Source organism: Marinobacter lipolyticus (assembly GCF_018424605.1).
GTDB classification, from domain to species: Bacteria; Pseudomonadota; Gammaproteobacteria; order Pseudomonadales; family Oleiphilaceae; genus Marinobacter; species Marinobacter lipolyticus_B.
Genome location: NZ_QTKT01000003.1, coordinates 436,058 through 448,414, shown reverse-complemented (window position 1 = coordinate 448,414; position 12,357 = coordinate 436,058). Strand labels below are relative to the sequence as shown.

Below are 12,357 nucleotides of genomic sequence, written 5' to 3'. Positions count from 1 at the left end.
CCACCAGTGTAAGGACGCAGACATGTTATTGGTTGAACTTAACGAACTGGATAGTCACACCGGCTCGGTGATCGGCCACAGCCCCTGGAAAACCATCACCCAGGAGATGATTCAGGCGTTTGCCGACGCCACCGGCGATCATCAGTGGATTCATGTGGATGTGGAACGGGCGACCCGGGAAGCGCCGTGGAAAAGCCCGGTGGCGCACGGCTTTCTGACGGTGTCGCTGATTCCGCAGCTGAATCAGGAGGTGATCAACGTGCAGGGTACCAGCGCCAGCATCAATTACGGCATGAACAAGCTGCGCTTCCCCGCCGCGGTGAAATCCGGAGCGGCAATTCGCAGCAAGATGGAACTGGTGGAGGTGGCCAGACTGGACGATCAGCGCACGCTGGCCACTTACCGTACCACCGTGGAAATCCAGGGTGAGGGCAAGCCGGCCTGCGTGGCTGAGAATCTGGTGATGTACGTGGCGTAGCGGCCGGCAGCGATCAGGCTTTGGCCTTCCACTCCTCTTCCTGCAACGCCCGCCACATCAGTTTACCGGTGGGCGATTTCGGCAGCTCGTCCACAAACTCGATGATTTCCGGCACCTTGTAGGCGGCCATCTGTTCCTTGCACCAGAGAACGATATCCGCCTCCGTGGTGCTGGTATCGGCGTCCGGGGTGAGCACGATGCAGGCCTTCACGGTCTCGCCGCGCTTGGGGTGTGGCGATGAGATGATGCACACCTCGTGAATCGCCGGGTGTCGGTACATCAAGCCTTCCACTTCCGAGGGCCAGACCTTGAAACCGGAGGCGTTGATCATCCGCTTGACTCGATCCACCATGAAGAAGTAACCCTGCTCGTCGTAGTAGGCCAGGTCACCGGTGCGGAAGAAGCGCTTGCCATCGATCTCCACAAAGGCCGCTTCGGTCTCCGACGGACGGTTCCAGTAGCCCTGGGTCACCTGGGGGCCGTGGGAGACAATCTCGCCCACTTCATTGGGCCCTTTCTCCTCCAGGGTTTCCACATCAATGATGCGGCTGTCCACATCGAACACCGGGATACCCAGGCACTGGGGCTTGGGGTGGTCGGACGGGTTGATGTGAGTGGCCGCCATGGTTTCCGACAGCCCGTAACCCTCAATGTAATCCAGCCCGGTCATGGTTTTGAGCTTGGCGGCGACCGCTTCCGGCATGGCCGCGCCGCCACCGCCGATGGTGTTGAGGCTGGTCAGGTCATACTGGCCGATGTCCGGGTTGGACAGGAAATCCACCGCCATGGTGACGATGTTGGTCCAGCCGGTGACCTGGTAGCGCTCGATCAACCGCGCCGCGGTGGTGCGGTCCCAGCGGGTCATGATCACGGTGGTGGAGCCGCTGTAGATCGGACTGTTCATGGAGCCGGTCATGCCGGTGACGTGGAAGAACGGCAGAGTGGCCAGCTGCACGGTGTTGGCGGTGCTCAGGTTCCAGAACGCCCGGTGCACGGCGGTGGCCATCACGTTGCGATGGGTGTGCATGCAGCCCTTGGGCGCGCCGGTGGTGCCGGAGCTGTAGGGAATCACCGCCAGATCGTCCGGGCCGGCAGTGTGGGCAGACGGTACCCGCTTCTCCGCCAGCGCCTGCTCCCAGGTGACCACGCCCGGCACTTCCCGGGACCAGGCCGGAGCGGCAACTTCCGCCGGCAGATCCAGATCGGTGTCCGGGCTTATATAGGTACTGTAAGACGCCACCACGATGTGGTTGAGATCAGTGGTTTCCAGCAACGGCGCGATAAAGCCGGTCAGCTCCTGCCCCGCCAGGCAGACACTGGCGCCGGTGTCAGCCACGTAGTGCTCCAGCTCCGCCGCCCGGTTCATCGGGTTAACCGGAATCACCACGGCGTCGGCGCGCAGAATGGCGTAGTAAGCAATCACGTACTGGGGGGAATTCTGCATGTACAGCAGCACCCGATCGCCTTTTTTCACGCCCTGTGCCTGCAGGTAACCGGCCATGGCCTCCACTTCCTGCAGTAGCTGGCGGTAAGTCATCGGCGCGTCGTAAAAAATGATCGCGGTGCGGTCCGGATAACGCCGTGCCGATATTTCCAGATTGGTAAAGACACTGGTCTGCGGCAGCGCCATGCTCTTGGGCAGTTCTTTCGGCCAAACGGCGTGATGGCGGGTAAAGGTCATTATTGTGATCCCCTTATTCAGTTCAGTGAGCCGCCGTTGCGGCCAGATCTAATACGTCGGAGCCACCGGGCAGTCGCTCCCGGTGGCGCAATGGTGTAATGGCGATGGCTTTGTCCCGCAGTACGCTGACGTCTTCGTCCGGCGCCACGATATGCCGCGAGCTGCGATCAAACCCCAGCCACCAGTACGGCAGGCTGCGGGCATCCTGACCCGCCAGCAGGCGGGCACGCTGGATCGAGCCGTTGGACTGTTTGCAAAGTTTTGCCTGGGTAATGGCGGCCGCCTCGCAGGCGGGGAAATTCACGTTCCAGGCACGTCGCTGCCCCGGCTGCCAGAGCCGGCGCACCACGGCTTCCCCGAAGGTGGCAACCGGTGACCAGTCGACACCCTCACGGCTCATGAAGGCCTGGCTCAGGGCAATCGCCGGAATACCCATGTGCTCGGCACTGAGCACCGCGCCAACCGTGCCCGAGTACTGCACCGAATCACTGATATTGGCACCGCAGTTCACCCCGGACAGCACCAGATCCGGCGGCGTCTCGCCGAACCACTGCGCCAGTGAATACAGCACGCAATCTGCCGGCGTGCCGGACACCGCATAGCGCCGGTCACCCTGCTCGTACACCCGCAGCGGATCGTGAATGGAAATGCTCTGACCGGCGCCACTGCGATCGTGCTCCGGCGCCACCACCCACACCTCCTCGGCCAGGTTACGGGCGATCTGCTCCAGCACCTTCAGCCCGGGGGCGTTAATGCCATCGTCGTTGGTGATCAGGATGCGCTGAACCATCGGCTCGTTCATGACCGCTCACCCTCACTGGCAATGCGCCAACCCGCCTCGGCCAGCAGGCTCGCCCGCTTACCCACCTGCAGTGCATCGGCATTGGCGGCATTGCCATCCAGGGCGCGCTTGTAAACGCCTTGCAGAATGGCGGCCAGGCGGAACAGCGAAAACGCGAGGAATACGTGCCAGTCGGCAATGCCATCACGGCCGGTCTGCTTGCAGTAACGCGCGATGGTTTCCTGCTCGTCAGGAATACCCAAAGCTTCCAGATCCTCGCCCACCAGTCCACGCATGCCATCCATATCCGAAGGTAAATGGTAAGGCAGGCAGTAATAAGCCAGATCCGCCAGCGGATGCCCGAGGGTGGACAATTCCCAGTCCAGAATCGCGATCACTTCCGCTTTGTCCGGGGCCAGCATCAGATTGCCGAAGCGGTAGTCGCCGTGAGCGATGGCGCATTCGTCTGTGGACGGCAGATTCTTCGGCAGCCAGTCCATTAACTTGTCCATGGCCGGCATGTCGTCGGTTTTCGACGCCAGGTATTGCTTGGTCCAGCGGGAGACCTGCCGCGCGACGTAGCCCTCCGGGCGACCATAATCGCCCAGGCCGATTTGGTTCACGTCCACCGAATGCAGAGCGGCAAGGGTATCAACGGCCGAGAAATGGGCCAGCATCCGCTCATGGCGATCCAGCGCCCGCAGGGCTGGATGGCTGACAATGCGGCCCTCCAGGTAGTCCATGACATAAAACGGCGTTCCGATAACGCTGCTGTCCTCGCAAAGCGCCCGGGTGACCGGCACCGGAACCTCTGTGTACTCGGAAAGCGCCCGCATGACCTTATATTCCCGTTCCACCATATGAGCAGACGGCAAGGTCTTTCCCGGTGGCTTTTTGCGCAGAACGTACTGACCGCTGTCGGTATCCAGCAGGAAGGTCGGATTGGATTGCCCACCCTGGAATTGCTTAACCACCATGCGGCTACCAAATTCCGGCAGAGCCTGTTGCAGCCATCCCAGCAGTGCAACCTCGTCAAACTTGTGGGCTGGCAAAACATCCACCAACTCTGGCGTCATACTCATTATTCGTTCATGCCTTTCAATCTTTTAAATTCAAAGCCCGCACAAAAGTGCGATGGCCGGCGGGTGGGGGTGTCTTTGTGCAGGGAACAAAGGTGTCTGAGCGCAGCGAGTTCTTTTTCCCGGAACAAAGACACCCCCACCTGTCGGCCTCCCCCACGACTGATGGCAACCCTTAGCAGATCGTTTCACCACCGTCGGCCACAATGACTTGTCCCGTGACGTAGGCGCTGGCCTTGGTCGACAGGAAAACAGCCAGGCCTGCGATATCGACCGGATCACCAATTCGTCTAAGCGGCGTCTTGTCTTCCGCACGCTTCACGCGCACGGGGTCTTCCCAGAGAGCCTTGGCGAAATCGGTTTTGATCAGGCCGGGGGCAATGCTGTTCACGCGGATGCCTTTTGGACCCCATTCCACAGCCAGGTTTCTCGCCAATGCGGCTTCGGCAGCTTTGGAAACACCATAAGTGCCGATGGTGGTGTTACCACGGATACCGGCGATGCTGGACAACAGAACCACAGCCCCTTCGCCTTTTTCCGCCATCTGCGGCAACACCATGTTGGTCAGCCAGAACGTGCCTTTGACGTTGGTGTCCATGATCTTGTCCCAGGCATCGTCGGTCATCTCGGCGGTGGTGCCGTACACCGGGTTGGTGGCGGCGTTGCACACCAGCACGTCGATGGCGCCCCAGGCTTCGTTGGTCTTGTCGACGAGGTTCTGAAGGTCTTCTTTTTTACCAACGTGGCAAGGAATGGCGATGGCTTCATAGCCCTGTTCTTTCAGCTCGCTGGCGACCTGCTCGCAGGCATCCGCCTTGCGACTGGAGATCACCACTTTGGCTCCCAGACGGGCCATTTCTTCAGCAATTGAACGGCCGATGCCTTTGGTGGAACCGGTTATCAAGGCGACCTTCCCGGTCATATCAAACAGTGGGTTAGTCATTAATCGATCCTCATGCTCAAAACTTTGAGAACGAACGGGGGATCACCTGCCGGGACTGTGCAAAACAGGGATGTTTTGCCCAAGCCTACAAGGACGTATTCACGGCGTGTCCCGGCAGGTGATCCCCCGTTCGTTCATACACCCGTCAAAGCGGGCCGAAAATCTTTAGCGATACTGACGAAGCTCAATCTTGGCCACGGAATCCAGATGCACCTCATCGGGGCCGTCCGCCAGCCGCAAGGTCCGCACCTTGGCCCAGGCTTCGGCCAGGAAGGTGTCCTGGGATACACCAGCGCCACCGTGAACCTGAATGGCCCGGTCCAGCACTTTCAACGCCATGCTCGGGGCAATCACCTTGATCATCGCAATTTCCTGACGGGCCACCTTGTTGCCGACGGTGTCCATCATGTGCGCCGCTTTCAGCGTCATCAGCCGCGCCTGCTCGATCTCGATGCGGCTGCGGGCAATGTCCTTGCGGATGGAATCGAAACTGGACAACGGCTTGCCGAAGGCCTCACGCTCATTCGCCCGCTTGCACATCAGCTCCAGCGCGCGCTCGGCAACACCGATGGTGCGCATGCAGTGGTGGATACGGCCCGGCCCGAGGCGGCCCTGGGCAATCTCGAAGCCGCGGCCCTCGCCCAGCAGAATGTTGTCCACCGGCACCCGCACGTTGTCATAATGAATCTCGGCGTGACCATGGGGCGCATGGTCGTAGCCGAACACCGTCAGCGGGCGGATCATTTTCACCCCCGGGGTGTCCAGCGGCACCAGAATCATCGATTGCTGCTGGTGCTTTTCCGCGGTCGGGTCGGTCTTGCCCATCACAATGGCAATCTTTGAGGTGGTGGTCATGGCACCGGAGGACCACCACTTGCGGCCATTGATCACATATTCGTCGCCCTCACGGCGAATCTCACAGGCAATGTTGGTGGCATCGGACGACGCCACATCCGGCTCGGTCATCGAGAAGCAGGAGCGGATCTCGCCGGCCAGCAACGGTTTCAGCCACTGCTCCTGTTGCTCTTTATTGCCGTAGCGGGCAATGGTCTCCATGTTGCCGGTGTCCGGCGCCGAGCAGTTGAACACCTCCGGCGCCATGGCGGAGCGGCCCATCACCTCGCACAGGTGGGCGTACTCATAGTTGGTGAGGCCGGCGCCGTATTCGCTTTCCGGCAGGAACAGGTTCCACAGGCCGGCGGCTTTCGCCTTTTCTTTCAGCTCCTCGACGATCGGCACCGGCGCCCAGCGATTCTCCGCCTGCTCGACCTGCTCATGGTGCTTGTGTTCATTGGGATAGATGTAGGCATCCATGAACTCGTGGAGTTGCGTCTGTAACTTCTTGGCTTTATCAGACAGCTCAAACATGTCCGGGTCCTCGTTGGTTGATTGGCACACCTTCCGGTTGTTCACTGCCGGAACGGATGCGAAACGTGCCTTCGGCGATCGCCAGCAGGTTGCCCTGCTCGTCATGCACTTCGCCGCTGCTATTGAAAATGCGGCTGCCGCCAGCTCGTTTGCGGCCGGTGACGCGGATGGTGCCGCCGGAACACTGGCCGGTGAACGTTGTGGTCAGCGACAGGGTAATGGCCTTGCGCATGCGGCCGGGGTAAGGGCAATGGGTGCCGGCCTGGGCCAGGGCAATGTCCAGCAGGGAGGTGAGCACACCGCCGTGGATCACGCCGCCCAGGTTCAGGTGCCGGGGTTGCAGCGCCAGCTCCAGCACCGCTTCGTTCTCGTCCCAGGACACCTGGCGATAGCCCAGCAGGCTGTGAAATCCTGGCAGGTCTTCTCCATGGGCAAACAGTGGGTCTTGCTCACTCATCACACTTTCATCCCCGGCAGGTTAAGAGACGCGGTGTTGCCGCCATCCACCGGCAGGGCCTGCCCGGTGATGTAACTGGCGTCGTCGCTGGCCAGGAACAGGATCGCCGCGGCGATTTCTTCCGGCGCGCCGTAGCGGCGTAACTCACAGCGGGAACCCAGCTTGTGGGCCTTTTCCTGGGCGCGGGCGTAGTCGAACACCGCCTGGGTCATGCCGGTTTCCACCAGCCCCGGGCACACGGCATTCACCCGCACATTGTCGTCGCCGAGATCGCAGGCCGCCGTCATGGTGAGGTTGATCACCCCGGCCTTGGAGGCACTGTAGGCGTTGCCGCCGGCGCCGGACCGGATACCCGCCACCGACGCGGTGTTGACGATGGCGCCCAGTTTGCGGGCCTGCATGTGCGGCGCCACATGCTTGATGAACAGCATGGTGCCAATCAGGTTGACCGAGAGCACCTGCTCCCACTCTTCGCGGTCATTACCGGTAACCGGCGGGTGCGCGCCGCTGGTGCTGGCGATGCCGGCAATGTTACAGAGCACGTCAATCCTGCCGAAGGTACCCGCGGCTTCCTCCACCAGAGCTTTGACCTGGGCTTCATCGGCCACATCGGCAACCCGCCGCAGTGCCTGCGCGCCCTCGGGCAGCAGGCTCTCGGTGTCGAGCAGTCCCGGTTCAGACTGGTCCACCATCATCACCCGCGCGCCCTCGCGGGCCAGACGCACGGCGGTCGCCCTGCCGATGCCGCTGCCGGCACCGGTCACAATGGCTGCCCGGTTGTCGAAACGCCCCATGCCGATGCTCCTTGTTGTGGTTTATTCGCGTCGTCACTTATTCAACATGACCGTAATTTGTCACGCCTTCCAGTTTTTAGTCAACATAAACGGAAGATAATTTCACCAGATAAAACACAGTAACACCAAAAAAGAGAAAACATGGAAAACCGGATCAAACCTTGGACGCCATGGCCCTGACCTAACGCTTGCCCAGGCGCGCCAGCGCCGCCCGGCAGTCCTCGGAACGCAGGCGCTCGGCGAACACCGTGCGCTCCCGCTCCAGCGCTTCGCGGACCATCTCCCGCCAGGGCGCTTTCAGCAGTCGCTTGCTGGCAACCAGCGCGTCGCGGGGCTTTGCCGCCAGCCGCTCGGCCTGCGCCAATGCCTGAGCCAGTGCTTCGCCATCGGCCACCGTGCGACTGACCAGACCGCATTCCCGGGCTTCCTCACCGTCCAGGGTATCGCCCATCAGCAACAGCTCGGCGCTTTTACGGGCCCCCAGATGCAAAGGCATGGTGACGGTGGAGGCCGCTTCCGGCACCAGCCCGAGGTCCACAAAGGCGGTCTTGAAGCGGGCGGAGCGGCCGGCGATCACCAGGTCGCAATGCAATAGCAGGGTGGTCCCGATGCCAATGGCCAGCCCTTCCACCGCGGCAATGACCGGTGTATCACACGCCATCAGGGTTTCGATGAATGCCAGCCCCGCTGAGGGTTGGGGATTCTCATCCATGGCGCGGGCACGGAAGTCGTCCAGATCGTTACCGGCGGTGAACACGCCGCCGTCACCACTGAGCACAATGGCGTTGACGCTGGGGTCGGCCGCGGCCCGGGCAATCTCCTCCCCCAACTGTCGGTACATGGCGCGGGTGAGAGCATTTTTCTTGTCGGTTCGGGAGATGACGAGATGGACATGTCCGGCCCCGCGATGAGCAATAATCACTATACTTCCCCTGTCGTCTGAAGATCGGTAACAGAATTTCGACTTCCATCCTATTGCAAAAAGCAAAGCGTATGATAGATTCAGATACAAGGATTCATTCTGCAGTCATAAGTTCTGCAGTGCGAAACTAGGAATGGGACGACTAACACAATAATGATCGAGGTCCAGCGATGAAGATGCTAACCACCGCCCGAAAAACCCTTACTGTCTATGCCTCGGCCCTGACGCTGGGCCTGACCGCCGCCCTGGCCAGTGCCCCGGTGGCCGCGGAGAAAACGGTGACCTGGAAGGTCCAGTCACACTGGCCCGGGTCCAGCAGCTCCTATGAGGACAGCCTGGTTCGCCTGCAGAAAGTGCTTGAAGAGCGCACCGACGGCCGCCTGAAACTGCAACTGTACGAAGCCGGCTCGCTGTTCAAGGCCAAGGATACTTTCAACGCGGTCAGCCGCGGCATTCTGGAAATGGGCACCATTTCCCCGTCCTACGCCCAGGACAAGATGTCGCTCGCGGGCATCGCTTCCGGCCTGCCGTTCGCATTCCGCAATGTCTGGGAAGCCGCCTATTTCCACCAGGGCCTGGGCTTCGAGCAGATGCTCCGTGACGAAGCAGCCGAGCACGGCGTCTACTGGGCCACCGACAAGGTGTACCCCACCGAGATGGTGATCAAGCAGCCGGTCAACAGCTGGGAAGACTTCACCAAACTGAAGATCCGTTCCTCCGGCGCGTTGCAGACGTTCCTCACCGAAGCCGGCGCCGCCGCCTCCTACATCCCGGGTAGCGAACTATACTCCGCGCTGGATTCCGGCATCGTGGACGGTGCCCACTGGGGTGCTTCCCAGGGTGCGTACAGCATGGGCCTGTACGAAGTGGCCAAGTACCACGTTCAGCCCGCCCTGAACATTGCCGGTACCGACGTCATCATTGTCAGCCAGAAGGCCCTCGACAAACTGCCGGAAGACATGCAAAAAATCGTCAAGCAGGCACTGGATGAACAGTTCTGGGTACGCACCAACGAGTACCTGTATAAAGAGCGCATCACCCTGGCCAAGGCCATCTCCGAGCAGGGCGTGGAAGTGAACACCCTGCCGGACGATGTGCAGCAGCGCCTGACCAAGACCGCCCAGAGCCTGTGGGACGAAGAAGCCAAGCGCGGCGACAACGCCAAGAAGGCGCTGGACCTGCTGAAAAACTACCTGACCGAGCTCGGCTACCTCTAACAGCCCTGAGCTATTGATAGCCCTGAGCTGACCAGAGCCGGGCCAGACGAACTGGCCCGGCTTTTCTGATCCACTTACCGTTTCCCGGAGAATGCCATGGGTGTGCTGACTGCATTCATGAGAGGGGTCACCCGTCTCAATGATGTTATCGGGCGCGGGATAGCCCTGATCGTTTTCGCCATGTTCCTGTTTCTGATCATGGAAGTGGCGTTCCGCTACCTGTTCAACTCACCGACCGTGTGGACCAATGAGCTGACCCAGATGCTGTTCGGGTTCTACGCCATCATGTCCGGCGGGTACATCATGGCGCACCGGGGCCACGTGAATGTGGATCTGCTGCACTCACACCTGTCGCCACGGGGTCGCGCGGTGCTCGACATCCTGACGTCAGTTATCTTCTTTATCTTCACCCTGGCGCTGCTGTATTTCGGCGTCAGCATGGCCCGCGAGTCCATTGCCAGCTGGGAAACCTCCTATTCCGCCTGGAATCCACCGATCTGGCCGATCAAAGCCGCCATTCCCCTGGGTACCGGGCTGCTGCTGTTGCAGGGAATCGTCAAATTGCTGGAAGACATCGCCGTGGCTTTCAATCTCAGTTACTACACCCCGGAAGAGCAGAATGAAAAAGGAGAGGCGCTGTGAGTATTGAAGCCCTGACCCTGCTGTTTTTCGGATCACTGCTGTTCTTCCTGATCCTCGGCCTGCCGCTGGCCTTCGTGCTGGGCGGCGTGTCGGTGATCTTCCTGTACTTCACCTGGGGGTTTGATTCCTTCTATATGGTGGCTTCCCAGATCTGGGGCACCATGGAAAGCTTTACCCTGGTGGCCATTCCGCTGTTCGTGTTCATGGCGATGATTCTGGAGCGAACCGGCGTTGCCAAGGACCTGTACCGCATGATGCACCTCTGGTGCGGCGGCCTGAAGGGCGGGCTGGCCATCGGCACCCTGGGCATCTGCGCCGTGTTCGCCGCCATGGTCGGCATCAGTGGTGCGGCCGTGGTGGCCATGGGCACCATCGCCCTGCCCTCGATGCTGGAGCGCGGCTACGACAAGAACATGGCCCTCGGGGTGATCAACACCGGCGGCGGCTGGGGCATCCTGATTCCCCCCAGCATCCTGATGATCCTCTACGCGCTGATCACCGGCGTGTCCGTGGGCAAGATGTTCGCTGCCGGCATCATGCCGGGCATCCTGCTGATGGTGCTGACCGCCATCTACATCCTGGTGCGCAGCCACCTGCAGCCTCACCTGGCGCCGGCGCTGCCGAAAGAAGAACGGGGCACCTGGCCAGAAAAATTCCGCGCCCTGCGCGCCGTCCTGCTGCCCATCGGGGTGGTGGTGATGGTGCTCGGCTCGATCATCGGCGGTATCACCACCCCCACCGAAGCAGCGGCCATGGGTGTGCTGGGCGCACTGATCTCGGCGGCGGTGTACAAGCAGTTCAAATGGCACATCCTGCAGGAAGCGGCGATTCGCACCTTCAAGCTGACCGGCATGATCATGTGGATTCTGTTCGCCGCCCACGCCTTCAGCGCCGCCTATCAGAGCATGGGCGCCCAGGCGCTGATCGAAGGCCTGATGACGCACATCCCGGGCGGCCCCTGGGGCATCATTATCTCCATGATGGTGATCACCTTCTTCCTCGCCATGGTGCTCGACCCGGTCGGCATCATGCTGATCACCCTGCCGGTGTTCATGCCCATCGTGGAATCCCTTGGTTTCGATCCGATCTGGTTCGGCATCCTGTTCGTGATCAACATGGAAATCGGCTACATGACGCCGCCTTTCGGCTTCAACCTGTTCTATCTCAAAGGCGTGGTGCCACCGAGCATCACCATGAAGGACATCTACAAGTCGATCATTCCGTTCGTCATCGTGGAAATTATCGGCCTGGCGCTGATCATGATCTTCCCGGAAATTGCCACCTACCTGCCGGATCTGTTCTTCTGAGCCAATCCGGGCTCAGGTTGCGCGTTTCGTGATACAGCGTCTATTTTATAGACAGGCCCCCGCCCAAAGGATGCGGGGGCATCCTGTTCACGGAGGGAATTCATGAAACGCGCACTCTCACTTTGCCTTGCCTTTACACTCTCTGCTCTGTTCCCACTCGTCGCCGCGGCCGAAAGCCTGACCGACGAGAACGTCCGGGCGTTCATCAACACCCTGAAAGACGCCGAAACCCTTGAGGACGACTTCGACAAACTGAACCAGGAGCTACCGGACGTCGATGACGGCTCGGAAATGCCGGACTTCTCATCCATCTTTTCCGATTCCGTCGCCAAGATGCGTGGCCATGAGGCCTACGACCGCATGGAAGAGATTGTCGAAGACCACGGCTTCGATTCCATGGAGCAGTGGGGTGCCACCGGCGACCGGGTATTCCAGGCCTGGATGGCCGTTGAGATGGAAGCACAGCATCCGGAAATGGCCCGCGAGATGGCCGCGGCCATGGACCAGATCAACAACAACCCGAACCTGAGCGAAGCGCAGAAAGAACAGATGCGCACCATGATGGGCGGCGCCACCGCGGCGATGGAGAACGCCCGTAACGCGCCGGAAGCCGACAAAGAGGCGGTACGCCCCCATATGGATGAACTGCGGACGGTCACCGAATCGGACAGCAGTTACTGAACCGGGG

General features: G+C 60.7%; 13 protein-coding genes. 5 read left to right on the top strand and 8 right to left on the bottom strand.

Annotated elements, in window-relative coordinates:
* Nucleotides 1–22 precede the first annotated feature (22 nt).
* Complete coding sequence (locus tag DYI22_RS06735) at nucleotides 23–478, top strand: MaoC family dehydratase (RefSeq protein WP_213477266.1); 456 nt, start codon at nucleotides 23–25, stop codon at nucleotides 476–478.
* 13 nt (nucleotides 479–491) lie between these two features.
* Here DYI22_RS06735 and DYI22_RS06730 read toward each other — a convergent pair whose 3' ends face one another.
* From DYI22_RS06730 to DYI22_RS06695, 8 genes are all read right to left on the bottom strand, one after another.
* Nucleotides 492–2,159, bottom strand: a complete 1,668-nt coding sequence (locus DYI22_RS06730) for a long-chain fatty acid--CoA ligase (RefSeq protein WP_213477265.1) — start codon at nucleotides 2,157–2,159, stop codon at nucleotides 492–494.
* Between the two features lie 22 nt (nucleotides 2,160–2,181).
* A complete protein-coding gene (gene surE, locus DYI22_RS06725; RefSeq protein ID WP_213477264.1) occupies nucleotides 2,182–2,961 on the bottom strand; it encodes a 5'/3'-nucleotidase SurE in 780 nt (259 codons plus the stop codon).
* The gene (locus DYI22_RS06720; RefSeq protein WP_213477263.1) at nucleotides 2,958–4,022 is read right to left on the bottom strand and encodes a phosphotransferase; all 1,065 of its coding nucleotides are present in this window, start codon (nucleotides 4,020–4,022) and stop codon (nucleotides 2,958–2,960) included. Before DYI22_RS06720 ends, surE begins: the two co-directional genes overlap by 4 nt.
* Nucleotides 4,023–4,194: 172 nt before the next feature.
* Nucleotides 4,195–4,962 carry an SDR family NAD(P)-dependent oxidoreductase gene (locus tag DYI22_RS06715; RefSeq protein ID WP_213477262.1) on the bottom strand — a complete coding sequence of 256 codons (768 nt, stop codon included), beginning with the start codon at nucleotides 4,960–4,962 and terminating at the stop codon, nucleotides 4,195–4,197.
* A 165-nt stretch (nucleotides 4,963–5,127) separates the two neighbouring features.
* The gene (locus DYI22_RS06710; RefSeq protein ID WP_213477261.1) at nucleotides 5,128–6,330 is read right to left on the bottom strand and encodes an acyl-CoA dehydrogenase family protein; all 1,203 of its coding nucleotides are present in this window, start codon (nucleotides 6,328–6,330) and stop codon (nucleotides 5,128–5,130) included.
* The gene (locus DYI22_RS06705) at nucleotides 6,323–6,787 is read right to left on the bottom strand and encodes a PaaI family thioesterase (protein ID WP_213477260.1); all 465 of its coding nucleotides are present in this window, start codon (nucleotides 6,785–6,787) and stop codon (nucleotides 6,323–6,325) included. Before DYI22_RS06705 ends, DYI22_RS06710 begins: the two co-directional genes overlap by 8 nt.
* Nucleotides 6,787–7,581 carry an SDR family NAD(P)-dependent oxidoreductase gene (locus DYI22_RS06700; protein WP_213477259.1) on the bottom strand — a complete coding sequence of 265 codons (795 nt, stop codon included), beginning with the start codon at nucleotides 7,579–7,581 and terminating at the stop codon, nucleotides 6,787–6,789. Before DYI22_RS06700 ends, DYI22_RS06705 begins: the two co-directional genes overlap by 1 nt.
* A gap of 181 nt (nucleotides 7,582–7,762) precedes the next feature.
* Entirely contained in the window at nucleotides 7,763–8,503 is a 741-nt protein-coding gene (locus DYI22_RS06695; protein ID WP_213477258.1) for an enoyl-CoA hydratase-related protein, read from the bottom strand.
* A 170-nt stretch (nucleotides 8,504–8,673) separates the two neighbouring features.
* On the opposite strand from DYI22_RS06695, the gene dctP reads away from it, so the two are divergent.
* The 4 genes from dctP to DYI22_RS06675 all read left to right on the top strand — a co-directional run bounded on the left by dctP (nucleotide 8,674) and on the right by DYI22_RS06675 (nucleotide 12,350).
* The gene (gene dctP / locus DYI22_RS06690) at nucleotides 8,674–9,720 is read left to right on the top strand and encodes a TRAP transporter substrate-binding protein DctP (RefSeq protein ID WP_213477257.1); all 1,047 of its coding nucleotides are present in this window, start codon (nucleotides 8,674–8,676) and stop codon (nucleotides 9,718–9,720) included.
* A 96-nt stretch (nucleotides 9,721–9,816) separates the two neighbouring features.
* The gene (locus DYI22_RS06685) at nucleotides 9,817–10,362 is read left to right on the top strand and encodes a TRAP transporter small permease subunit (protein ID WP_213477256.1); all 546 of its coding nucleotides are present in this window, start codon (nucleotides 9,817–9,819) and stop codon (nucleotides 10,360–10,362) included.
* The gene (locus tag DYI22_RS06680) at nucleotides 10,359–11,669 is read left to right on the top strand and encodes a TRAP transporter large permease (RefSeq protein ID WP_213477255.1); all 1,311 of its coding nucleotides are present in this window, start codon (nucleotides 10,359–10,361) and stop codon (nucleotides 11,667–11,669) included. The genes DYI22_RS06685 and DYI22_RS06680 overlap by 4 nt, the downstream gene beginning before the upstream one ends.
* A gap of 102 nt (nucleotides 11,670–11,771) precedes the next feature.
* Nucleotides 11,772–12,350: a hypothetical protein gene (locus DYI22_RS06675; protein ID WP_213477254.1), complete on the top strand. Its 579-nt coding sequence runs from the start codon at nucleotides 11,772–11,774 to the stop codon at nucleotides 12,348–12,350.
* The last annotated feature ends 7 nt before the right edge of the window (nucleotides 12,351–12,357 follow it).